Annotated in this window: 18 protein-coding genes; 10 read left to right on the top strand and 8 right to left on the bottom strand. The window is 71.0% G+C overall.

Annotated features, from left to right (window positions below; all coding sequences use genetic code 11):
• The first annotated feature begins 29 nt into the window (after nt 1–29).
• Nucleotides 30–1241 (top strand): hypothetical protein, encoded by a 1212-nt coding sequence (locus tag AB0C26_RS18175; protein ID WP_360248101.1) that lies wholly within the window; start codon nt 30–32, stop codon nt 1239–1241.
• Between the two features lie 4 nt (nt 1242–1245).
• Here AB0C26_RS18175 and AB0C26_RS18170 read toward each other — a convergent pair whose 3' ends face one another.
• Nucleotides 1246–2979: a hypothetical protein gene (locus AB0C26_RS18170; RefSeq protein ID WP_360248099.1), complete on the bottom strand. Its 1734-nt coding sequence runs from the start codon at nt 2977–2979 to the stop codon at nt 1246–1248.
• Nucleotides 2980–3472: 493 nt separating this feature from the next.
• Here AB0C26_RS18170 and pdhA point away from each other — a divergent pair, with 493 nt between their 5' ends.
• The 6 genes from pdhA to AB0C26_RS18140 all read left to right on the top strand — a co-directional run bounded on the left by pdhA (nt 3473) and on the right by AB0C26_RS18140 (nt 13350).
• The gene (gene pdhA / locus AB0C26_RS18165) at nt 3473–4612 is read left to right on the top strand and encodes a pyruvate dehydrogenase (acetyl-transferring) E1 component subunit alpha (RefSeq protein WP_360248097.1); all 1140 of its coding nucleotides are present in this window, start codon (nt 3473–3475) and stop codon (nt 4610–4612) included.
• Nucleotides 4609–5598 carry an alpha-ketoacid dehydrogenase subunit beta gene (locus AB0C26_RS18160; protein WP_360248337.1) on the top strand — a complete coding sequence of 330 codons (990 nt, stop codon included), beginning with the start codon at nt 4609–4611 and terminating at the stop codon, nt 5596–5598. The genes pdhA and AB0C26_RS18160 overlap by 4 nt, the downstream gene beginning before the upstream one ends.
• 5 nt (nt 5599–5603) lie before the next feature.
• The gene (locus tag AB0C26_RS18155) at nt 5604–7049 is read left to right on the top strand and encodes a dihydrolipoamide acetyltransferase family protein (RefSeq protein ID WP_360248095.1); all 1446 of its coding nucleotides are present in this window, start codon (nt 5604–5606) and stop codon (nt 7047–7049) included.
• Nucleotides 7050–7225: 176 nt separating this feature from the next.
• The gene (locus tag AB0C26_RS18150) at nt 7226–7363 is read left to right on the top strand and encodes a hypothetical protein (protein WP_179855508.1); all 138 of its coding nucleotides are present in this window, start codon (nt 7226–7228) and stop codon (nt 7361–7363) included.
• 311 nt (nt 7364–7674) lie between these two features.
• Entirely contained in the window at nt 7675–11514 is a 3840-nt protein-coding gene (locus AB0C26_RS18145; RefSeq protein WP_360248093.1) for a hypothetical protein, read from the top strand.
• Nucleotides 11515–11577: 63 nt separating this feature from the next.
• A complete protein-coding gene (locus tag AB0C26_RS18140; protein WP_360248091.1) occupies nt 11578–13350 on the top strand; it encodes an NHL domain-containing thioredoxin family protein in 1773 nt (590 codons plus the stop codon).
• A 90-nt stretch (nt 13351–13440) separates the two neighbouring features.
• Here the strand turns inward: AB0C26_RS18140 and AB0C26_RS18135 are convergent, their stop codons facing one another.
• From AB0C26_RS18135 to AB0C26_RS18125, 3 genes are read right to left on the bottom strand one after another with little or no spacing between them, the layout of a single operon-like run.
• Nucleotides 13441–14190 (bottom strand): 5-oxoprolinase subunit PxpA, encoded by a 750-nt coding sequence (locus tag AB0C26_RS18135; RefSeq protein WP_360248335.1) that lies wholly within the window; start codon nt 14188–14190, stop codon nt 13441–13443.
• Entirely contained in the window at nt 14186–15091 is a 906-nt protein-coding gene (locus AB0C26_RS18130) for a biotin-dependent carboxyltransferase family protein (RefSeq protein WP_360248089.1), read from the bottom strand. Before AB0C26_RS18130 ends, AB0C26_RS18135 begins: the two co-directional genes overlap by 5 nt.
• A complete protein-coding gene (locus AB0C26_RS18125) occupies nt 15088–15699 on the bottom strand; it encodes an allophanate hydrolase subunit 1 (RefSeq protein WP_360248087.1) in 612 nt (203 codons plus the stop codon). Before AB0C26_RS18125 ends, AB0C26_RS18130 begins: the two co-directional genes overlap by 4 nt.
• A 53-nt stretch (nt 15700–15752) precedes the next feature.
• On the opposite strand from AB0C26_RS18125, the gene AB0C26_RS18120 reads away from it, so the two are divergent.
• Nucleotides 15753–16430 (top strand): hemolysin III family protein, encoded by a 678-nt coding sequence (locus AB0C26_RS18120; RefSeq protein ID WP_360248085.1) that lies wholly within the window; start codon nt 15753–15755, stop codon nt 16428–16430.
• Here the strand turns inward: AB0C26_RS18120 and AB0C26_RS18115 are convergent.
• On the bottom strand, nt 16409–16795 hold the full coding sequence (locus AB0C26_RS18115) for a helix-turn-helix domain-containing protein (protein ID WP_360248083.1): 387 nt from the start codon (nt 16793–16795) through the stop codon (nt 16409–16411). The two genes, AB0C26_RS18120 and AB0C26_RS18115, sit on opposite strands and share 22 nt — an antisense overlap.
• Nucleotides 16796–16896: 101 nt before the next feature.
• On the opposite strand from AB0C26_RS18115, the gene AB0C26_RS18110 reads away from it, so the two are divergent.
• Complete coding sequence (locus AB0C26_RS18110; RefSeq protein ID WP_360248081.1) at nt 16897–17730, top strand: SDR family oxidoreductase; 834 nt, start codon at nt 16897–16899, stop codon at nt 17728–17730.
• 73 nt (nt 17731–17803) lie between these two features.
• Here AB0C26_RS18110 and AB0C26_RS18105 read toward each other — a convergent pair whose 3' ends face one another.
• Nucleotides 17804–18088, bottom strand: coding sequence for a DUF6458 family protein (locus AB0C26_RS18105; protein WP_360248080.1), 285 nt, complete (start codon nt 18086–18088; stop codon nt 17804–17806).
• An 87-nt stretch (nt 18089–18175) separates the two neighbouring features.
• Here AB0C26_RS18105 and AB0C26_RS18100 point away from each other — a divergent pair, with 87 nt between their 5' ends.
• Nucleotides 18176–18697: a histidine phosphatase family protein gene (locus tag AB0C26_RS18100; RefSeq protein WP_360248078.1), complete on the top strand. Its 522-nt coding sequence runs from the start codon at nt 18176–18178 to the stop codon at nt 18695–18697.
• Here the strand turns inward: AB0C26_RS18100 and AB0C26_RS18095 are convergent.
• Nucleotides 18694–21606, bottom strand: coding sequence for a FlgD immunoglobulin-like domain containing protein (locus AB0C26_RS18095; protein ID WP_360248076.1), 2913 nt, complete (start codon nt 21604–21606; stop codon nt 18694–18696). The two genes, AB0C26_RS18100 and AB0C26_RS18095, sit on opposite strands and share 4 nt — an antisense overlap.
• A 160-nt stretch (nt 21607–21766) precedes the next feature.
• Nucleotides 21767–23623, bottom strand: coding sequence for an acyl-CoA dehydrogenase (locus tag AB0C26_RS18090; protein WP_360248074.1), 1857 nt, complete (start codon nt 23621–23623; stop codon nt 21767–21769).
• Nucleotides 23624–23907 lie beyond the last annotated feature (284 nt).

Raw genomic sequence — 23907 nt, 5'->3', positions numbered from 1 at the left:
GTGGCCCCGGTCACGGGTACGCTCGCGACATGCCGGCACCTCAGACTCCGTACGAAGCGGTCCTGCACGCGGCCCGCGACGTGGCGAAGCTCGACTGCGCGCTGGACGCCGAGATGCTGGGCACCGCCCTGCTCGGCAGTGTCTACTCCGTGGCGGTCGAGGACAGGGCCTCCGCTGTGCGCGCCTTCGTCACCGACTTCCTCGCCGCCACCGCCCGCCGGCGCACCGCCGCGGCCACCACGATCCGCGAGGTCTTCGCGGCCCTGGTGCCCGACGCCGCGGGCGCCGACCAGGTGCGGCGCGGCGCGCAGGCGCCGTCGTGGGTGACGCAGCTGGGGCGCGTGCGGCCCACCGGGTGCTACGCCTACGGCGACGTGTACGGCGATCAGACGTCCTACCTGGTCACGTACGCCTATGAGGACACCGACGAGGGCGGCCCCGAGCACGCGGTCGTGGCCCTGGTCGACCACAACATCGGCATCACCAAGGACATCTTCGTCGGCACGTCGGCCGAACGCATCCTCGACCAGGTACGCCAGATGTGCGCCGACGACGAGCTGACCTGGTTCCGTGAGGAGGACCCGGGCCGGCTGCGCGGCGAGGTCAGCCGCCACCTGGAGATCACCGACGAGCTGACCGACCTGCCCGCCGAGGGCTCGCTCGCCACCGACCGGGCGCTGGCCGCGGCCCGGCTGGCGCTGCTGCCGCCGGCCACCACGCCGCCGCTGACCGAGCCGGCGGCGTCGGGCGGTCACGACCTGGTGCGCGACTTCCTGGCGTCCCCCGAGGCGGCCCGCTTCGGCCTGGACCGGATCACGGCCGACGACGAGCTGGCCTCGCTGCATTTCTGCATCAGCCTGATCCTCGACCACGCGGCGAGCCTGCCCGAGCCCGATCCGCTGCGCTGGAGCCCGGCGGTGGCCGGCCTGTTCCTGCTCGACTGGGTGCACCGGCGCGCGGTCCTCGACATGGACGACGCCGCGATGCTGCCCCGGGTGGCCCGCGCCTGGTCGGCCTACGCGACCCGGCGCCGAGACCTGCCCGAGTCGGCGGCCACACAGACCGACGAGGTCGTCGAGGAGATGATCCCGGAGTTCGCCCGGCTCTACGCGACGGGTGAGCGGCGCAGCCCTGCCACGGCCGCGGTGGCCCAGCTGATCTCCGAGGGCGTCGACCCGAACGACACGGACGCCATCGACGCCTGGATCGAGGCCAACCGCCACCGCCTCGACGGGAACTGACCACCTACCAGTTGGCGGTGTGGTCCTCGGCGTGGTGCCGGCCGACCCGCGAGCTGCGCCGCTGCTCGGGCGTCTGGTCGTCGGCGTGGTGCAGACTGCCGGCGCGATGGGCGCCCCGGTAGGACCGGTTGGCGATCTGGTTCTCCTCGGTACGGGGCTGAACGGTCCGCCCGTGGTAGCCGCCGGTGTTGGCGTAGCTGCGCTCGAGGATGCGGGTGGCGCGAATATTGTGCGGACGTTCGGTCACTGCTGACCTCCGGTGACGGATGACCTTCTTCTCGGGTGTCTTCTGGCCGCGCTCACAGCGACGGTCATGGGAGCGGTCGGGACGGCGGTGGTGGGACGGCTTGTCCCCGCAACGCCCCCGCTCGTGGCAAGCGGGCTGCTCATCGGGTACCCGCGGCAGCTCCGGAACATGCGGCTTTCCGGGAATATCGGAATTATCCCCCCAGCCATGGCCGTCCGAGCCGTCGCCGCGATGCGAGCCGCCGTCGTCCGAGCCGTCGCCGCCATCCGAGCCGTCGCCGCCATCCGCGCCATCGCCGCCGGAAGGACGCACCGAGTCACGACCCGAGCTCCCGTCCGAACCTCGGCCCGAGGAATCACCCGAGGGCTCATCCCTGTCGCGGCCCGAAGGCTCGTCCCCATCGCGGCCGGAAGGCTCCTCCTGGTCGTGACCGGAGGGCTCGCCCCCATCGCGGCCGGAAGGCTCGTCGCGGCCGCGGCCCGACGGCTCGTCGTGGCCGGAAGGTTCGTCGCGGTCGCGGCCGGAAGGCTCCTCCTGGTCGTGACCGGAAGGCTCGCCCCCATCGCGGCCCGACGGCTCGTCGTGGTCGGAAGGCTCGTCCCAATCGCGGTCGGAAGGCTCCTCCTGGTCGTAGTCGGAGGGCTCGCCTCCATCGCGGCCGGAGGGCTTGTCGGCCGGGGGTGGGTTGTCTGCCGGCGGCGGGTCCTCTAGTTCGGGCTCGGCGGGGTCGTCCGGGACGGACGGCAGGTTCGGCACGGCGGGGATTCCCAGCCGGACCGGCGCCTCGGACTTCCGCCCTCCGGACCCTTCGGCGGCCGGGTGAGAGCGGTTACCGGAGGGACGGCCGGCCGACGGACCGCCATCGGACGCGTCGCCATCCGATGCACCACCATTCGAGGAGCTGCCGTTCGACGCGCCGCCGTTCGACCAGCCGCCGTTCGACGCGCCGCCGTTCGACCAGCCGCCGTTCGACCAGCTGTCGTTCGACCAGCTGTTGGGGGACTTCAGTGAAGGTAGGCCCGGCACGGGCGGCATGCCCGGGATGGGGGCGAACGGCTTGCCGGCGTAGTCCAGTGGCTCGCGCTTGCCCGCCTGGCCCAGTGGCTGTCGCTTGCCGGCCTGGCCCAGGAGGCGGCCCAGGCGCTTCGCGGCGTCGGCCGCCTGCTGTGCGCCCTTCGACGCCGGGGACTGGCCCGCGGGGGCCGGGCCGGCCGAGGAGGAGGCCGACGGTGACACCGCGACCGGGCCGGGCAGGGCGGGGGGCAGCACCGGAACGTCCATTGTGTCGGTTCGGTCGCCGTTGATCTCGTTGGTCCCGGCGGTGATCGCGGCCAGGGTCGGTATCGAGGCCAGCCCCACCAGAAGCGCCACGATCAGCACATACCGGCGAGTGGGACCCGAGAAGCCGGTGTCGGCCCGGTACACGCCGTTGAGGCGCTTCCGCATCACCTTCATCGGCGGCACGAGGTCGTCGTCGCGCTGATCCGGCACGTCCGGTCTCCTCCTGAGGCTGCGAACTAAGGCTGCGAAATGGCGGCGAACTGTGGGTCACTGGCGTGTCACACGCAGGTCGGCGGGGCCGGGGCTGCAATGATCAACATTGATTCGTCACGGTTACCGGGGTGAACGACGCATAGGCGTATCGGCAGCGGCGGAATCGGCCCGTTCGTACGGTAGTGACCGTACGAAAACCACTTAATAGGACAAATATGGGCACCGATGTGACGCGCAAATTTCCCAGTTGTGATCGACCTGACCTGTAACGGGGCTCACGTTCTCTGTCAGGATGGGGGCGACGGCACCGCCGCCGTCGCCTCGTCGATCCAGCGGGGCGGGGGTGGGGGCCGTCACTCCCCGGCGGGGTCTCGGCCCGCGCCGAAACGCTGCGCGGCAACCTCACCCGGGCCAGGCGCGGCGACCGAGGCGGTTCGCCGCGTGGACGGGCAACACCCGCCGCGGCGCTGACACGAAACAGGGAGACACGATGGCGAACGGCGAAAGCGAAGTCGGTGCTGACGCACCGGCAGGCGGCTTCGTCCAACTGCTCACCCCGGAGGGGGAGCGCGTCGACAGCGTCACGACCGCGGACGGCACGACGTACTCCGCCGACTTCACCGACGAGGAATACCGCGGGCTCTACCGCGACCTGGTGACGGTCCGGCGGCTCGACAGCGAGGCGCTCGCGCTGCAGCGGCAGGGCGAGCTCGGCCTCTGGGCCAGCCTGCTCGGCCAGGAAGCGGCCCAGGTCGGCTCCGGACGAGCCCTGCGCCCGCAGGACATGGCCTTCCCCACCTACCGCGAGCACGGCGTCCTCTACACCCGCGGCATCGACCCGATCATGCCATTCGGCTTGTTCCGCGGTGTCGACCAGGGTGGCTGGGACGCCAACAAGTACAAGTTCAACGGCTACACGATCGTGATCGGGGCACAGACCCTGCACGCGACCGGGTACGCGATGGGCGTGACCATGGACGGCAAGACCGGCACGCCCGACGGGGAGGCCGTGATCGCGTACTTCGGTGACGGCGCCACCAGCCAGGGCGAGGTCAACGAGGCGTTCGTCTGGTCGGGCGTCTTCAACGCCCCCATCGTCTTCTTCTGTCAGAACAACCAGTACGCGATCTCCGAGCCGCTCGAGCGCCAGACGCGCATCCCGCTCTACCGCCGGGCCACCGGCTTCGGTTTCCCGGGCGTACGTATCGACGGCAACGACGTGCTGGCCAGCTACGCGGTCACCCGCTCGGCGCTCGACCGGGCGCGCCAGGGCGAGGGCCCGACGCTGATCGAGGCGTACACGTACCGGATGGGCGCGCACACCAGCTCGGACGACCCGACGCGCTACCGGATCGCCAGCGAGGTCGAGTCGTGGAAGGCCAAGGACCCGATCTCCCGGCTCAAGGCCTTCCTGGCCAAGCAGCAGATCGCCGACGAGGCGTTTTTCGCCGAGACCGACGAGGGCGCCAAGACGCTCGCCCTCGAGTTGCGCGAAAAGGTGCTGGCGATGCCCGACCCGCAGCCGATCACGATGTTCGACCACGTCTATCCGAACGGCTCGCCCGATCTCGACGAGCAGCGCCGGCAGTTCACCGACTACCAGGCTTCGTTCGAGGGGAGCGGACACTGATGAGCGACAACATCACCCTCGGCAAGGCGCTCAACCACGGCCTGCGGCGCTCACTCGAGGGCAACGCCAAGGTCGTCGTCATGGGCGAGGACGTCGGCAAGCTCGGCGGCGTCTTCCGGATCACCGACGGCCTGCAGAAGGACTTCGGTGAGGACCGGGTCATCGACACGCCGCTGGCCGAGGCCGGCATCGTGGGCACCGCGGTCGGCCTCGCGATCCGGGGATACCGGCCGGTCTGCGAGATCCAGTTCGACGGGTTCGTCTTCCCCGCGTACAACCAGATCGTCACCCAGGTGGCGAAGATGTCGTACCGCTCGCGAGGCAAGGTCAAGCTGCCCATCGTGATCCGCATTCCGTTCGCCGGCGGCATCGGCGCGGTCGAGCATCATTCCGAGTCCCCCGAGGCGTACTTCGCGCACACCCCCGGCCTCAAGGTCGTGACCTGCTCGAACCCGGCCGACGCGTACACGATGATCCAGCAGGCCATCGCCTCCGACGACCCGGTCGTGTTCTTCGAGCCGAAGCGCCGCTACTGGGAGAAGGGCGACGTCGACCTCGGCGCCGACCTGGCCGGCGCCTACCCGCTGCACAAGTCCCGGGTGGTCCGGCCGGGCACGGACGCGACGGTCATCGCGTACGGCCCCATGGTCCGCACCTCGCTCGACGCGGCCGCCGCCGCGGCCGAGGACGGCCGCAATCTCGAGGTCATCGACCTGCGGTCGCTGTCCCCGATCGATTACGAGCCGGTGTACGAGTCGGTGAAGCGCACCGGGCGCGCGGTCGTCGTGCACGAGGCGCCGGGCAACATCGGCCTCGGCGCCGAGATCGCCGCCCGGATCACCGAGCACTGCTTCTACTCACTGGAGGCTCCGGTGCTGCGGGTGACCGGCTACGACATCCCGTACCCGGCGGCCCGGGTCGAGGAGGAGTACCTGCCCGACCTCGATCGGGTCCTGGACGCCGTCGACCGTTCGTTCGGCTGGTGACGCCGATGTCCCGGATCAAGGAGTTCCCCCTGCCCGACCTGGGCGAGGGCCTCACCGAGGGTGAGATTCTGTCCTGGCTGGTCAAGGTCGGCGACACGATCGAGCTCAACCAGCCGATCGTCGAGGTCGAGACGGCCAAGGCGGCCGTGGAGATCCCGGCGAAATGGGGCGGCGTGGTCGCCCGCATCTTCGTCGAGGCCGGCACGACGGTCGAGGTGGGCTCGCCGATCATCGCGATCGACACCGACCCGTCGGCCGGTCCGCTGCCCGGTCTGGACGGCCCAGTGCCGTCGGCCGAATCGCTGGCGGCGGTGCAGATCGCGCCGGCCGAGGGTGCCGTCGAGCCGGGCATGGCCGGCAGCCCGGCGCCCAACGCCGGTCGCACTCCGGTCCTGGTCGGTTACGGGCCACGGACGACAACGGCGAAACGACGACCCCGATTGGGTACGCCCGCAGCGGCGCCGACGGGCACAGTCACGCCGCCCCCGCCTCCCGTGCCGGCGCCCGTTCCGGCTCCGGCTCCTGCTCCGGCCCCGCATGGGCGGACGGCCGGTCCGGTGCTCGCCAAACCGCCGGTCCGTAAGCTCGCCCGCGATCTCGGCGTCGACCTCGCCGCGCTCACCGGGACCGGGCCGCTGGGGTCGGTGACGCGTGACGACGTACAGCAAGCCGCGTCAGCGCGACAGCAAGCAGCGACCGCGGCACCCACCGTGACCACCGCCCCGGCCGCGGCGGTCTTCGACGCGACCCGCGAGCAGCGCATCCCGATCAAGGGCGTGCGGAAGCTCACCGCGGAGAACATGGTCGCGTCGGCCTTCACGGCACCGCACGTCACCGAGTTCCTGACCATCGATGTGACGCGGTCGATGAAGGCGCTGGAAAAGATCAAGGGACGGCGGGAGTTCCGCGACGTCCGGATCTCTCCGTTGCTCCTGGTGGCCAAGGCGGTGCTGCTGGCCGTCAAGCGTCACCCGATGGTCAACTCGACCTGGTCCGGCGCGACCAACGAGATCGTGGTCAAGGAGTACGTGAACCTGGGCATCGCGTCGGCGACCGAACGCGGCCTGATCGTTCCCAATATCAAGGACGCTGGGCGTCTCACGTTGCGGGAGCTGGCCGAGGCGTTGAACACGCTGGTCCAGGTGGCGAGATCCGGCAAGACGCCCCCTTCCGACATGTCGGGCGGGACGCTCTCGATCACCAATGTCGGGGTGTTCGGCGTGGACACCGGCACGCCGATCCTGCCGCCGGGCGAGTCGGCGATCCTGGCCTTCGGCGCGATCAAGCCGATGCCGTGGGTGCACAAGGGGAAGGTCAAGCCGCGCCAGGTCACGACCCTGGCACTCTCCTTCGACCACCGGATCATCGACGGCGAACTGGGCTCGAAGTTCCTGCGGGACGTCGGCGAGTTCCTCACCGACCCCGAGGGAGCGTTGCTGTCCTGGACCTAGGCACACCGAAGATGCGTAGGCAACCAGTTTTCTTGACCTACGATCGTTAGGCACGTGCGCGACGTCACCCCATAAATCGATGGCAACTCGTCTCGGTGGGTAGCACAATGGACCTACCGAGACGAGCACCACGATGTGGCCGGATGATCCCGGCACAAAAGGGAAGTGACTTAGCAATGAGCATCGCCGACCGCCTCCGCCGGCGCCGGATGATCAACCGCGAGAACCGTGCCATCGACCGGGCCTGGATGAGCGCGCCCACCCAGTCGATGCGCGATGAGATCGCTCTCATGGCCCAGCGCCGCAACTTCTGACCTCACGGCGCCACGGCCCGTCCGGATTCACTCCGGACGGGCCGTTTGCATTTTCGTGTCACGCTTAAAGATCTCTGTCAGGTCCCCTTCCGGACGTACACCGGGATTCCTCCTGCCGCCCTCGCCCGGTACGGTTGGGCACGGTCAACGAGCCGGCTCGGCCGGTCGGCACGGGGGCCGGGGTTCACGGCCGTCATTCGGCCCGGGAGTCCCGCACGGCCTGGCCTCAGAGCTGGGCACGGCCTCCGGCGCCCGCCGGCGGTCGCGTCCGTGCAAAGCCCGGCACGGCCGAAATGTATGAGGAGGCGCTCATGACGTCCGAGGGGCATTACGCCGGTTCGCGACCGGCCGAGGCCACGTCGGGCGGACCCACGTCGGACGGTTTCCCGCCGGACACCGACGGTCAGCGGGCAGCGGGCCGGGCATCGGCCCAGCCGCCCGCCGATGGTTTCCCCAGCTCGTACGGCCCACCCCCGCAGGCCACACCGAACGGCGGCTCGCCGTTCGTGGTGCCCGCGGTCTCCTCCTTCGGCACCGCGTCCGGCCCTGACGGCCGCGGCGGGACCCCGTACGGCGCGGCCCGCGTGCCGCAGCCCGAGGAGGGTGGCGCGCTGCCGCAGCGTGGGAGCGCTTCCCCCTACGGCTCGGTCTCACCCGGCGACTCGGCGTGGGCGCCCCAGGTGCGCTCCACCCCCGACGCGGACAACCAGTTCGTCCAGCGCCAGGGCGCTCCGCTCCCGCAGCGGAACGCGAACCCGGGCGGCACGGTGGACAACTTCGAGGGGTTCAACGGCTTCGCCGCCGGCCAGCCCAGCCGCGACCAGTCCAGCCGCGACCAGTCGAGCCGTGACCAGTCGAGCCGCGACCAGTCGAGCCGTGACCAGGCGGATCCGGTCGATCCGGCGACCGGCCGCCCGCCCGGCGTCTCGGCCTTCGACAATCAGCGCGTGCGTGTGCCCGGCGCCACCCTGACCGGCCTGCCCGACGCCCCGCCGCCGGTGCGCCCGACCGGCGCCCCCGAGGCCCCGCGCCCCGCAGCGGCGGCGCCGGCCCAGCCCTCGGCCCCGGCCGACCCGGCCGGCGGTTTCCCGCTGCGCGGCAGCGGCGGCAACGGCTCCGCGTTCCCGACCCGAGGCGGCGGCAGCGGCGGTTTCCCGCTGCGCGGCACGCCCGGCGGCCAGGACGCCGAGGCCCCGTCGGCCGTACCGCAGCAGGGCGGCGAACTGCCCGTCCGCACCCAGCAGTCCCCGTACGGCGAGGGCTCCCCCTCCGGCGGCTTCAGCGCGTTCGGCGGCGCCGCCCCGTCTGCCCCTTCCGCTGGGGAGGAGATCCCGCCTCACCCGTACCGGTCCGAGCCGTTCGCCGACCCGTTCGGCCGCTCGACCCCCGGCGAGTCCGGCCTTCCCAGCCGTGCGCCCGACGGATCCGGTGCGGCGCTGCCCGACCCGTTCGGCCGCGGCACCTCCGACGGTCAGGCACCCTTCGGTTCGGCCCATGCCGCGGCCGAACCGCCGGCGTACGGCTCCGCTCGCCCGGCTCCGTTCGGTGAAAGCGCGCCGGAGGAGAACGCCGGCTCCCCAGCGGCCTACGGCTCGGCCCGCCCGTTCGGGCCGTCCGACGCCGAGTCGCCCTACGGCGCACCGGCGCGTTCCGAGGCCCCCGCCTACGGCTCCAGCTCCGATTCCAGCTCCGATTCCAGCTTCGGCCCCGATGCCAGCCCCGGCTTCGGCCCCGGTTCCGGTTCCGGTTCCGGTTCCGGCTTCGGCGAGGCGGCGGCCGACGAGCACGCGCCCTACCGGCGTCCCGCGCCGACCGGCGACAGCCCGTCCGGATATCCGCAGCGGGTGCCCGGCGCCGCCCTCGGCGCCCTGACCGGCTCGGCCGGCCCCGACTCCCGCAACGGTGCGGTGCCGCAGCCCCGCGATGCCTCCGACCTGCCGCCCGGCGCCCCCGCGAGCGGTTCCGCCTCGGTCAGCCCCGCTCCGGGCTCGCCCTCGACAGGCGCGGCCACCTCCGGCTCGGCAGCACCCGGCGCCCCGGCGTTCGGTTCAGCCGGCGCGGCCCCGGCCGGCTCATCCGGCGCGGCCCCGGTCGGCCCACCCGGCGCGGCCACGTTCGGTTCGGCCGGCTCCCCCGCGTTCGGTTCAACGGATTCCTCCTCGTACGGCTCAGCCGACCCCGGCGCGTTCCGCTCAGCCGACTCCGCCCCGTTCGATTCAGCCGACCCCGGCGCGTTCCGCTCAGCCGACTCCGCCTCGGCGGGATCCGCCGGCTCGGCCTCCGGCGGACCGGCCGGATCCGGTGCGGTCGGTTCGGCGCGACCGGTCACGGCCAGCGCGTCGGTGCCGACGACCAGCCGGGTCGCCCCGGTCGAGGCCACCGAACTGCCGCCGCAGGCAGCCAGCCCGCAGGCGCGGGTCTACGGCCGGGCGGCACCCGCCGAGCCCGACCAGGAAAGCGCCTCCTCCGCGAACTTCCCGTCGGCCCCGGCCCAGGACTTCCAGCCGGCCGCCGACTTCAGCGAGCCGACCGGCATGTTCACCGCGCGTCCCGACGAGGGCTTCGGCCAGCGCCCGGACGAGCCCGGCACCCCCGGCGTCGCCCCGCAGTCACCGGCCCGGGCCAGCGCCCGCGTCTCGCCCACCGGCGCCGCTTCGGCCTCGGCGGCGATCCCGGCCGGCGCCCCCGCCGCGCCGGAAACCGCCTCGCCTTACGGCCCCGGCGCGGACGGTTCGCCCTACGGCAACCAGCCCGGCTCCGGCCCGGAGGGCTCGCCCTACGGCGGTGGCACCTACGGCTCGCCCTCCAGCGGTGCGCCCGCCGGCAACGCTCCCGCCAGCGGCTCACCGTTCGGCGGTGGCACCTACGGTTCGCCCTCCAGCGGTGCGCCCACGGGTAACGCCCCCGCCAGCGGCTCACCGTTCGGCGGTGGCACCTACGGCTCGCCCTCCAGCGATGCACCCACCGGCAACGCCCCCGCCAGCGGCTCACCGTTCGGCGCCGCCCCGGAGAAGCCAGCGAGCGGTTCGCCCTACGGCCAGCCCGGCGACGCCTCGTTCGGCCAGCAGAACGATTCGCCATACGGAGCCCAGCAGGGCGATTCGCCGTACGGCGGACAGCAGGGCGATTCGCCGTTCGGCGGACAGCAAAGCGACTCTCCGTTCGGCGGCCCGCAGGGCGACTCGCCATACGGCCAGCAGAGCGATTCGCCGTTCGGCGGACAGCAGAACAGTCCGCTGTACGGCGGCCAGCAAGGCGACTCTCCGTTCGGCGGCCCGCAGGCCGACTCGCCATACGGCGCACAGCAGGCCGACTCCCTGTACGGCAAGCAAAGTGACTCGCCGTTCGCTCCGCAAGGCGACGGGCAGCCTGACTCGCCGTACGGGCAGCAGAACGACTCGCCCTTCGGTGCGCCCGCTGGGTCGTCGTTCGGGCCGCGGCCGGGTGAGTCGCCGAACGGCAACTCGCCGTTCGGGCCTCGGCCCGGTGACGCGCCGTTCGGGGAGCGTCCGGGGGCTCGGCCCGATCAGTTCAACGAGCTCACCACCGATGTCGCCGGCCGCGACCAGCAGCCCTACGTGCCCGCGCCCGCGCTGCCGCCGATGCCTCCGGGCCTCAACGGCTTCTCCGGGCCGAACGGCGGTCAGCCGGGCGGCTTCGTGCCGGGCAGTGGGCCCGACGGCGGCTTCGGGCCCGAGACCAGCGGCGGCTTCGGCAGTGCGGCGAGCCGGGCCACGGTGACCCCGCCCAGCCCGAACGACACCACCAGCTGGCCTGGTCCCGACTCCGACCAGGGCAAGTTCGACAGCTTCAAGCCGGACGCCCCGGCGGCGAAGCCGGAGACGCCGCACGTACGGGTGTTCCCGATCCTGCTCGCCGTCGTGCTCGGCGCGATCGTCCTGCTCGGTGTCGTCTTCGGCCTGGTGTTCCTGGTCGCCGGCGGCAAGGACGAGGCTGCCATGAAGACCGGCGACTGCGTCAAGCAGGACGGTTCGGCCGCGGTCAAGGCCGAGTGTGGCGGCAGCAACACCTTCAAGGTCGTCTCCATCGTGGACGACAAAACCCAATGCGCCGACCCGGCCAACCCGTCGGTTCTCACCACCACCGGCGACGGCAAGTCGCAGGTGCTCTGCCTCAAGCCCAACAAGTGACCGCCTTGTCATCCTGACCACCTTCGTGCCGTGCCGGCGTCGCCGGTACGGCACGATGGTCGGATGACTGGACGTGTGCGGGCGCCGGAGCTCCGGGGCCGAGGCTGGCTGAACACCGGTGGCCGGGATGTGACCCTCGCCGACCTGCGCGGCAAGATCGTCATTCTGGACTTCTGGACCTTCTGCTGCATCAACTGCCTGCACGTGCTCGACGAGCTGCGGCCGCTCGAGCAGAAGTACGGTGACGCCCTGGTCGTGATCGGCGTCCACTCACCGAAGTTCGAGCACGAGCGCGACCCGAAGGCGCTGGCCGCCGCCGTGGAGCGGTACGGCGTACACCACCCGGTCGTCGACGACGGCGACATGCACCTCTGGCAGCAGTACGCGGCCAAGGCCTGGCCCACGATCGCGGTCGTCGACCCGACCGGCTACCTGGTCGCCTCGATGGCCGGCGAGGGCCACGCCGAGGGACTGTCCCGCCTGATCGACGAGCTGATCGCCAAGCACACCGCCGACGGCACGCTGCACCGCGGCGACGGCCCGTACGTGCCGCCGCCCGCGCCCGACACCCTGCTGCGCTTCCCCGGCAAGGCGATCGAGCTGGCCAACGGAAACCTGCTGGTCAGCGACTCCACCGGCCACTCGGTGGCCGAGATCGAGGCGGACGGCGAGACGCTCGTACGCCGGTTCGGCCCGTTCAACGAGCCGCAGGGCCTGCTGCTGCTCCCGTCCGACGTCGCCGCCACCGCCAGCTACGACGTGGTCATCGCCGACACCGTGAACCACCAGTTGCGCGGGCTGCGCCTGTCCGACGGCGAGATCACGCTGGTCGCCGGCTCGGGCCGCCCCTGGCGTTCCGCCGTCGACGAGCACCCGCACGACGCGCTCGCCACCGACCTCTCCTCGCCGTGGGACCTGGCCTGGTTCGACGACAAGGTGATCATCGCGATGGCCGGCATCCACCAGCTCTGGTGGTTCGACCCGATCAAGCGCACGGTGGGCGTCTACGCCGGCACCACTGTCGAGTCGCTGCGCGACGGCCCGATTCCCGACGTCTGGATGGCGCAGCCGTCCGGCCTCTCCGTCGGCGGTGACCGGCTGTGGATCGCCGACAGCGAGACCTCGGCCGTCCGCTACATCGAGGCCGGGGTCATGCACACCGCGGTGGGCCAGGGCCTGTTCGACTTCGGTCACGTGGACGGCCCGGCCAAACAGGCTCTGCTCCAGCATCCGCTCGGCGTGGCCGCCCTGTCCGACGGCTCGGTCCTGATCGCCGACACCTACAACGGCGCTGTCCGCCGCTACGACCCCGCCACCGACACGGTTTCGACCGTCGACTCGGGCCTGGCCGAGCCGAGCGACGTGCTGGTCACCTCGACCGGCGACGTGATCGTGGTCGAGTCGGCCGCCCACCGGCTGACCCACCTGGCCCCCGGCGCCGTCCAGAGCGTGGCCGGGGAACGCCACCGCACCGAGCGCCCGCCCACGCCTGTCGCCTCCGGCGAGCTGACCCTGGACGTCATCTTCACACCGGCGCCGGGCCAGAAGCTGGACACGCAGTTCGGCCCGTCCACCCGCCTGGAGGTTTCCGCGTCGCCGCCGGAGCTCCTGCTTTCCGGCGCCGGCGTCACCACGGACCTGTCGCGCCCGCTGGTGATCAACCCCGACGTGCCCAAGGGCGTTCTTCAGGTCGTGGCCCAGGCCGCCACCTGCGACGTCGACGTGGAGTTCGCCGCCTGCCACCTGACCCGCCAGGACTGGGGCGTCCCGGTGGTCGTCACCGCCGACGGCCCCGACCGTCTCCCGCTGATCCTCAGAGGCTTGGACGAGCAGTAGCCCAGGGCCCGCCCTCCCAGAAGGGGGCCCCCATCCTCTACAGCCATCCTCCCCGAATCAGCGATGACCGCGAAGAGGGCTGTGGATAACTCACAATCCTGTGGATGAAGCGAACGGCGCAACGGTCAGCCCGGCTTCGCGCAACCCCGCGCGGACCCGGGCGGCCAGCGACACCGCGCCGGGCGTGTCCCCGTGGACGCAGATCGACGTGACCGGCGACGGCACCACCCGGCCGTCGACGGTCTCGACCACCTGCTCGACCGCCATCCGTACAGCCTGATCCACCACCGCGTCCGCGTCGTGCAGCACCGCGCCCGGCTGCGAGCGCGGCATGAGCGTCCCGTCCGCCTGGTAGCCCCGATCCGCGAAGCCTTCACCCACCACGGTCAACCCGGCGTCAACAGCGAGCCGGCTAAGTGTCGACCCCGGCTGGCAGAGGACCGGCAGCGCCGCGCCGTAGGCGCGGACCGCCGCGACCACCGCCCCCGCCTGCACCTCGTCGACCGCCGCCACGTTGTAGAGCGCCCCGTGCGGCTTCACATACGCAACCCGGCCGAAGGCGCTCAACGCCCCGATCTGGTACAGGATGTCGTCGCGGAGCTCGTCCGGCTCGTACTCGATCCGCCGTCGTCCGAAGCCCGCGAGATCGCGATAGCCGACCTGGGCGCCGATCGCCACGCCTTTGGTGGTTGCCGCTTCGCAGACGCGCCGCATGGTGGACGGGTCGCCGGCGTGGAAGCCGCAGGCCACGTTGGCCGAGGTCACGATGTCGAGCAGCGCCTCGTCGTCGCCGAGGCGCCACCGGCCGAATCCTTCGCCGAGGTCGGCGTTGAGGTCAATGGAGGGCACGGAACCGAACCGTAGTCCCCGGCCGCGCCTGCGCGAGTGGGGTGACGTCGTCGACCACGCCGATCACCGGGTAGCCGCCGGTTGTCGGGTGGTCGGCCAGGAAGATCAACGGCTGCCCGTCGGCCGGCACCTGAATCGCGCCCAGCACCACCCCTTCGGAGGGCAGTTCGCCGGCCTTGGTGCGGGTCAGGGCGCTGCCGGCCAGCCGGCAGCCGACGCGGTTGCTCATCGGGCTCACCCGATACGGGTTCTCGAACAGCTCCCGGCTCTCGTACCAGTCGTCGCGCGGACCGAGCCACACCCCGAGTTCCAGCTCCGTGGGGTGGTTAGCCGGCGAACCACCTTCCACGACCGCCGCCCCGCCGGCCGTTCCGATCGGCAGCGTCGCCCCGTCGGTGAGCTTGGCCGGCCCGAGCCCCGACAGCGTGTCGGTCGATCGGCTGCCCAGCACCGGCTCGACGTCGATCCCGCCGGCCACCGCGATGTAGGACCGCACACCCGTGGCGGCCCGGCCGATGTCGAGCACCGAGCCCGCCGGCACCTCGACCACGCCTTGAGAAAAAGCGCCTTGGAAAGAAGCGCCTTGAAAAGAAGCGCCTTGAAGAGAAGCGCCTTGAAGAGAAGCGCCTTGAAGAGAAGCGCCTTGAAGAGAAGCGCCTTGGAGAGAAGCGCCCGTGACCGCGACCCGCGCCGCCCTCTCGAACCGCAGCGAGCATCCCATCAGCGTGGTCTCCAGCCCGGCCGCCTCCGGCGGGTTGCCGACCATCGCGTTGGCCCGCCGCAGCGCCGGCCCGTCCAGCGCCCCCGACCGGGGAACCCCGAGATGGGCGTACCCGGGCCGGCCGAGATCCTGCACAGTCGTCAAGGGGCCGGCCCGCATCACCGTGATCATGAGGTGGGCACGAGCTTCACGCGAGCTCCCGGGCTGAGTGTGGCCGGCGCGTCCCGGCGTACGTCAAATAATTTCAAGGCCGTACGGCCGACCAGCCGCCACCCGCCCGGCGAAGCTGACGGATAAATCCCGCAATAGGTGTCGGCAAGCGCCACCGACCCGGCCGGAACGCGAGGCCGCGGAGCGGCGAGCCGGGGAACCGCCCATTCCGATGGCAGGCCGCGCAGATAGCCGAAACCGGGAGCAAAGCCGCTGAAAGACACCGTGAAGTCCGTCGTGACGAGCCGTCCGATCGCCTCGTCCACCGTCACCTGCCAGAGATCGGCGACGTCGGCCAGGTCTTCGCCGTCGAAGACGGTCGGCACTTCCACGAGCGGCCCCTCGACCGCCGGGGCTGCCTCCAGCGACGAGGCCCAGCTCTCCACCAGCGAAGCCGCGCCCGGAGCGACGCCGTCGAGCAGCACGGTCGCCGCCCCCGGAACGATGTCGATCACCGAGAGTTCACCTCGGCCCCGCCGCCGCCAAAGCTCCCGGCGCCACGATTCGACCTGGTCGGAGTCGTGGCACTCGATCAGCAGCGCAGTCGCGCCGACCTGTCGTAGCCTCATCACGACACCCTAGTTCTACTTGCCAGTAACTTACGATACCGTAACCTGGAGTCGTGACGACCTCCGCACCGTTTCGAATGAAGCCGGCCGATCTCGGCAAGCCGCGCCTTCGCGGCCGGTTGCACCAGTATGCGTTCTTCGTCGCCGTCGTCGGCGGCATCGTGCTGTGCTCGATCGCGCTCAGCCGACCGGGCTTCTCGCCGTTCTTCAGCGTCCTGGTCTACAGCGCGACCGTCTGCGGCCTGTTCGGCATCAGCGCGCTCTACCACCGTCGGGTCTGGAGCGAACGCGGCTACCAGATCATGCGGCGGGCCGACCACTCGATGATCTTCATCTTCATCGCCGGCACGTACACACCGTTCTGCGTCCTGCTGCTGCATCCGGGCAAGGCGACGATGATGCTGTCGCTGATCTGGGGCGGAGCCCTCGGCGGGGTGGCCCTCAAGACGATCTGGCCGCACCTGCCGCGCTGGGCCGGGGCGCCGCTCTACCTCGCGCTGGGCTGGGGCGCCGTCGCGATCCTGCCCGACGTCCTGCACACCGGCGGCGTCACCTGCCTCGTCCTGCTCGCGGTGGGCGGGGTCATCTACAGCGTCGGCGCCGTCTTCTACGCGCTGCGCCGGCCCAACCCGTGGCCCGCGGTCTTCGGTCACCACGAGTTCTTCCACGCGTGCACACTGGTGGCCGCGCTCTGCCACCACATCGCGATCTACTTCGCGCTGTACGCGTAGTCGGTCTTGACGCCCGGGTTGTCATAGGCGACCCGGGCCCGCTGCACATCCTCGATGTGGGTCTCGGCCCAGTTCTCCAGCGCCCTGACCAGTCCCAGCAGGCTCTGACCGAGCTCGGTGAGCCGGTAGTCGACGCGCGGCGGCACCTCGGCGTGCACCGTACGGATGATCAGGCCGTCGCGCTCCAGGCCCCGCAACGTCTGGGTCAGCATCTTCGGGCTCACGCCCTGGATCTTCTTCGACAGCGCCGTATAGCGCTGCGGCCCGTCGGCCAGCATCACCACGATCAGGACACTCCACGTGTCGCCGATCCGGTCGAGAATCTGCCGACTCGGGCAGTCCTTCGCGTACGCGGTCACTTCCATGCGGGTAAGTATTGCACTTCAAGGTGCCTACTATCGAATGGGAAGTGTTGGCTGACCAGGCATGTTGGCTCCAACTGGCAGACCAATCCAGAGGAGCTCCCATGACCATCGTTGTTACCGGCGCCACCGGACATCTCGGCCGCCTCGCCATCGAGTCGTTGCTGGCCAAGGGCGTACCGGCCACTGACATCGTCGGCATCGGCCGCCAGGTCGAGAAGATCGCCGACCTCGGTGTGACGGTCAAGAAGGCGTCATACGAGGACCCGGAGAGTCTGCGGGCTGCCTTCGAGGGTGCGGACAAGGTCCTGTTCATCTCGGCCAGCGAGCCCGGCCAGCGCATCCCGCAGCACACCAACGTCGTCGAGGCCGCGAAGGCCGCCGGGGTCGGGCAGATCGTCTACACCAGCGCGCCGAAGGCCGACACCACTGACATGAAGCTGGCCGGTGAGCACGCGGTCACCGAAAAGCTGATCAAGGACTCCGGGCTTCCGTACGTGATTCTGCGGAACGGCTGGTACGTCGAGAACTACCCGGTCGACCAGGCGGTCGAGCAGGGCCTGGTCGGCGCGTCCGGCGACGGCAGGATCAGCCTGGCTCCCCGCGCCGACTACGCCGAGGCGGCCGCGGCGGTCCTCGTCACCGACGGGCACGAGGGCAGGACGTACGAACTGGGCGGCGAAGCCCTCACCAAGGCCGAGCTGGCCGCCGAGATCTCCCGCCAGACCGGCAAGCCGGTGACCTACACCGACCTGGACGTCGACAAGTACATCGAGCTGCTGGTCGGCGTGGGCCTGCCGCGCGCGGCGGCCGAGGTCTTCGCCGACGTCGACCGGGCCACGGCGGAGGGCGCGCTCTTCGTTCCGCGCGACGACCTCGAGAAGCTGCTCGGCCGGCCGGCGACCCCGGTCGCGGACGCCGTCAAGGCCTCCGTCTGATCCGCCGGTGAAGCGCGCGACGCCGGCACGGCCGCTAGGGGGGAAGCGGCCGGCCGGCGTCGCGGGTCTTTTGTCAGTAACCCGGGGGCGGGGGCGGCGGGGCGTCCTCGCGCCGGGTCTCGCGGTACTCGCTGCGAATCTGCTGGTTCGGAGCGACCACCGGAGCGGCGGTCTGCCGGGTCACCACCGTACGGCGCCGGCTGTTCCAGTACCAAAGCGTGATGATGAGCCCGACCAGGCCGGCCGCCATCAGGATCCAGCCGATGATGTTGATGTCGAGCCCGCTGATGTCCGCGTTGACGGCGAACGCGAGAATCGCGCCTACCGCCAGCAGGAAAATGCTGCCGCCGATGCCCATCACGGGCCTCCTTGATCATCACCGGGGTCAATGCGTTGATGATGGGTTACCCACCCGCCCGATTCCTCAATCAGACAAACTGTCGGCATGACCGCACGGACGCTCGTTCTGCTCCGCCACGCCAAGGCCGAGATCATCGGCGACAATCAAGACGACTTCGACCGTAAGCTGACCGAGCGCGGTGAGGCCGACGCCGACGCCGCCGGCGCCTGGCTGGCCGACGAGCGCCTTCACCCCGACCTGGTCCTCTGCTCCACCGCCGCCCGTACCCGCCAGACCTGGCAGGGTGTCTCGATCGCGCTGGCCCAGGCCAAGCCGGGCGGCGGCGCTCCTGAGGTGCGTTACGAGGAGTCGCTCTACCTCGGCGGACGCACCGAGGTCTTCGACCTGTTGCGCGCCGTCCCCGACTCGGTTCGCACGGTCCTGGTGGTGGGCCACAACCCCACCGTCTCCGAGGTCTCGCTGCTCCTGATCCCGGACGAGCAGTACGACGGCAACGACATCGTGCTCAAGACAGCGGGGCTCGCCGTCCACAGGGAGGAAGGTTCCTGGTCGACGACGGAGCCCCGCGCCATGCACCTGATCGGGCGGCACACCGCCCGCGGTTAACGCTTGACGGTCACCGCCACGCTGCTGGCCCGGCCGTCGTTGTAGCCGGCCTTGCGGGCCACGACGGTGAGCACGAGCTTCTTGGCGCGCATCGCCTTGGTCAGCTTCAGCTTCGTGCCGGTGCTGATCAGCTTGCCGTTCAAGCGCCACTCGTAGCGGTACGAGTCCGGCTTGAACGACCAGCCGCCGGTGGAGACGGACAGGGTGCGGCCGACCTTGGGCGTGCCGAGGACGACCGGCCGCTTGGTGCTCCGGGGCGCCGCTCCCTTGGCGACCACGGCCGAGGCGGCCGACGTGGCGGCGCCGGACGGGTGACCGGCGCGGCTCGCCGTCACCGTGACGGTCAGGCGCTTGCCGAGCACGGCCGGACCGGGCCGGTACGACTGGAAGACCGCCCCCTTGATCGTCACGCCGTTCGCGGCCCAGCGGTAGGTGTACGCGGTCGGCGCGGGCGTCCAGGCGCCCACGACGGCCTTGACGACCGAGCCGACCGCGACGGCGCCGGTGATCGACGGCGCCCTGGTGGCCTTCACCGGAGCGGGCGGGGCCGGCGGCGCCGGCGGCGCCGCCACACCGGTGGTGAGCGCGGCGCCCTGGCCGTCGGCCGGCTGCACGGTCAGCGACCAGCCGTACGTGCCGTCGGCGACGGCCCGCCCGGCCGAGTCCTTGCCGTCCCAGGTCGCGGTGACCAGGCCACGGGCGGACGTGCCGGAGATCGTACGAAGCACCCCGCCGGCCGAGTTGCGGAAGGTCAGCTGCCAGGACGAGCCCGGCTTCGACAGCCACCAGCTGCCCGACCAGTTGGCGACGGTGGTCGGCACCGTGGAGTCGATGACGCTCAGCGCGGAGGTGGGAACGCCACTCGGGACCACGTGAACGCGCTCGTCCTGGTCGGCCCAGGCGACGCCGCCGCCGAAGCGGTCCACCGTCCACGAGTCACGCGGGCGGGTCGACGGCCCGACCGCGCCGATCACCCGGGCCACCTGACCGGGATGGTAGAGGTCGGTCAGCCTCAGCTCGCCCGCCTCGGTCTGCTCGGCGTAGTAGCCGTCGCCCAGCAGCACCCTCTGCCCCGGAGCGCCGACGTTGGTCTTCGCCACCCGGTCGTAGACGCCGGCGCCGTACACCGTGCCGTACTCGTTGCAGGCCCAGTAGACCCAGCGGCCGACGGCCTGCAGCTCGGTCGGCTTGCAGTCGTTGCTGGTCGTGAAGGACTCCACGGCGGTCGTGCCGGGGATGCGGGTGGCGGTCACCTTGCCGCCCTCGGCCGCGGCGCTCCACAGTGTGTTTCCCCAGACGGCGGCCGAGACGTAGTTGCGCTTCTGCACCACGGATCCCGACCGGAAGTCGCCGACGCTCTGCGCTCCGCCGCCGTTGTCGATCAGCCCGTACCGGCCGGACAGGTCGGTCAGATCGGCGGAGGAGAAGCCGGTGTTCACCGTCGGGCCCGCGGTCGAGGTGGACCCGTTGGCATACAGGACGGTCTTTTCGCTGTACGTGGCCTCGCGGCGCCCGTGGTACCCGGTGCCGTCGGCGAACATGGTGACGCAGGCCGGCTCGCTGCCGTTGATGTAGCAGGACGCGTCGTCGCCCATGAGCCAGGCGTCCTGGGTGCTCTTCTCGATCCCGGGCGTCCCGCCGGTGGCCAGCCAGGTGCTCCGGTACGCGCCCAGGTAGGTCGAGGGCTCGTAGATCGTGCTGTTGACCGCGGTGGTGAGGATGCCGCTGCCCAGCGCGATGCCCCACGTCCGGGCCGGCATCGGGGCCACGTCGGCCACCTCGGCCCGCTTGAGCGAGCCGTCGGCGGCCTGGGTGATCCGGTAGATGCCCCAGTCGAGGTCGCCGTACTGGACGAACTTCGCCGCGCCGGCCACCAGGACCGAGCCGTCCGGCGCCTGGACGATCTCGTGCGCGGCCGGGCTCATGACCTGGGTCAGGCCCGCGTCGGGCTCGTCGACCGGCAGCGACCACAGCTCCTGGCCGCGGTAGAGGTTGTTGCCGGGACCGACCGGGTCGACCGCGAGCAGGGAGGAGCCCACGATGCCGTACGCGGCGTCGGCGGTGAACGGCCCGGACTCGGCGGTCCGCGGCGCGGCCGTCAGATCGTCCCGGTCGAACACGTCCATCTGCGACCGGGCCCACCGGTTCCGCACGATCGACTCGGCGCCGAGCCGGAAGCCCTTGACCTCCCAGCCCTCGTCGTCCGCGCCGAGCCGGTCGGGCAGCGCGGAGGCGGCCGCGGTGGCCAGGTCCACGATGGACCAGTGGGGCCACTGGTCGCCCGCCACCTTGTAGCGCAGAATGACCGAACGGGCGTCACCGTCCTCGACGGTGATCTCGGTGGCGGTGTCGGGCAGCCCCGGCACCGCGGTCGCGGAACCGGCGCGCCAGACGTGGACCTGCTGCGGTCCGTCGCCCTCGCCGGTGCTGGTGAGCACCACGCCGCCGAAGGTGCCCTGGTATGAGTGCCCATCGGGCAGCACGAGCTCGCTGGTGACGGCGCCCGCCCCGGACTGGAGTGTGACCCGCCCGTCCTGGTACACCGCGACCGTGTCGCTGCCGGCGCCGTACCACCCGGGGCTCCATGACGGGCCCGACGGGAAGTTGCCGCCGTCCTGGTTGTACTCGACCTTCCTGGGCAGGCGGAAGGTCAGCGCGGTGGCGACCTGAGTGGCGTAGCTGGTCCAGAGGAGGCGGTCGTCGCCCTCCTGGGCCCAGAGGAAGCCGCTGGTGCCCGCGTTGAGGATGCGGGTCGCACGGGGGACGTACCGGGACGCGGCCGGGACGACCACCTCGCCGGCGGGCGCCGCCGTCGCTCGGGTGACCGGCGCCGCCTGGGCGGGCAGACCGGTCAGGATGATTCCGACGCCTAGGGCCGTTGCGGCCAGACTCCGGATGGCTGGAGCCACCGATCCTCCTGGAGGAGAAGAAAGAGAGGTGTGGTGGCGTTTCCGGAAACCGTCACGGAGCGCGCCCCCGCACGCGTGGAGCGCAGCGTAACAGTCATCTATCTCGAAGATCAACGAAAAAGGCCGGCCTTCCGGCCGGCCTTTCTCCTGGTGGAACGGATCAGAAAACGTCTTCGGACAGGTCCATCAGGTCCAGGGTGGTGTTCTCGATGATGCGGCGGTCGGAGCCGACGCGCGGCAGGATCTCGCGGACGAAGAAGCGGGCCGCGGCGACCTTGCCCTCGTAGAAGTTCTTGTCGGCGGCCGAGACCTCGCGGCCGAGGGCCTTGAGGGCCACGTCGGCCTGGCGCAGCAGCAGCCACGCGAGGACGACGTCGCCCAGCGCGAGCAGGACGCGGCGGGAGCTCAGGCCCACCTTGTACAGCTCGCGGGTGTCGCCGCCCTGCACCGCGGCCAGCCAGCCCATGGTCACGCCGAGGATCTGCTGGAGCTCGCCCAGGGCCTTGCCGAGGGCGAGGCGCTCCTCCTTGAGCTGGCCGTTGCCGGCCTCGCTCTCGATGAACGACTGGATCTCGGTGGCGAGGGTCGCCAGCGCCCGGCCCTGGTCCTTCACGATCTTGCGGAAGATCAGGTCGAGGCTCTGGATCGCCGTGGTGCCCTCGTACAGGGTGTCGATCTTCGCGTCGCGGACGTACTGCTCCAGCGGGTAGTCCTGCAGGAAGCCGGAGCCGCCGAAGGTCTGCAGCGACTCGTGGCCGAGCAGTTCGTACGCCCGCTCCGAACCGACGCCCTTGACCAGCGGCAGCAGCAGGTCATTGACCTTGCTCGCGGCCTTGGCGGCGGCGGTGTCGCCGGCCGCCTCGGCGATGGCGATCTTGTCCTGCCAGGTCGCGGTGTAGATGACCAGCGCGCGCAGGGCCTCGGAGTACGACTTCTGCAGCATCAGCGAACGGCGCACGTCGGGGTGGTGCGTGATCGTGACGCGCGGGGCGGCCTTGTTGTCGTTCTGCACCAGGTCGGCGCCCTGTACGCGGTTCTTCGCGTACTCGAGGGCGTTCAGGTAACCCGTGGACAGGGTGGCGATCGCCTTCGTGCCGACCATCATCCGGGCGTACTCAATGATCATGAACATCTGCCGGATGCCCTCGTGCTTCTCGCCCAGCAGCCAGCCCTTGGCCGGAGTGCCGTGCTCGCCGAAGGTCATCTCGCACGTGTTGGAGGCCTTCAGGCCCATCTTGTGCTCGACGTTCGTGGCGTAGACGCCGTTGCGCTCGCCCAGCTCGCCGGTCTCGGCGTCGAAGTGGTATTTCGGCACGATGAACAGCGACAGGCCCTTGGTGCCGGGGCCGCCCACACCCTCCACGCCGACCGGGCGGGCCAGCACGTAGTGGACGATGTTGTCGGTCAGGTCGTGCTCACCCGAGGTGATGAAGCGCTTGACGCCCTCGATGTGCCAGGAGCCGTCCGGCTGCGGGATGGCCCGGGTGCGGCCGGCTCCCACGTCCGAGCCGGCGTCGGGCTCGGTGAGGACCATGGTCGAGCCCCACTGCTTCTCGACGAAGAGCTTCGCCCACTGCTTCTGCTCCTCGGTGCCCTCCTCGTGCACGACGTGCGCGAACGACGGGCCGGAGGAGTACATCCAGACCGGGGCGTTGGCGCCGAGGATGTTCTCGGCGAGCGCCCACCACAGGGCCCGCGGGGCGAGGGTGCCGCCGAGGCTGCTCGGCAGGTCGAGGCGCCAGAACTCGGAGGCCATCCACTGCTCGAACGACTTCTTGAACGACTCCGACAGCGGCGCGGTGTGCGTGGCGGGGTCGAAGACCGGCGGGTTGCGGTCGGCCTCGGTGTAGCTGGTCGCGAGATCTTCGGTCGCGAGGCGGTGCACCTCGGTCAGAACGTCCTTGGCGGTCTCCGCGTCGATGTCCTCGTACGGCGCCTGGCCGAACGCACGATCAGCCTCGAAGACCTCGAACAGATTGAACTGGAGGTCCCGAAGGTTGCCCTTGTAGTGAGTCATGGTGCTGGCCCCGCTCTCCGAACGCCCGCCGGTCTTGGAGTTACCCGTCAGTAACCCCCACTGTATTACTGATCGGTAGAGGCGGACAAGCCGCAAGCCGTTTCGTGACCGACCACCCGCGTGTGGGGGTCTGTCCGTCGGTTCGCACATCAAACGCCTCCGATCGGGTGGGCAGCAGGACAGCCGTTCGGCTATTTGCGTGCTCCCATGCGCCCCAGACGTATCGGAGGGTTCTTCGGCTCGTTGCTGTGGATAGACGTTCATTCAAGCCGCCAAGGGGGCGC

It is taken from the genome of Actinoplanes sp. NPDC048796 (assembly GCF_040650035.1).
GTDB lineage: Bacteria > Actinomycetota > Actinomycetes > Mycobacteriales > Micromonosporaceae > Actinoplanes.
This window is presented reverse-complemented; position numbering and strand designations above follow the sequence as displayed.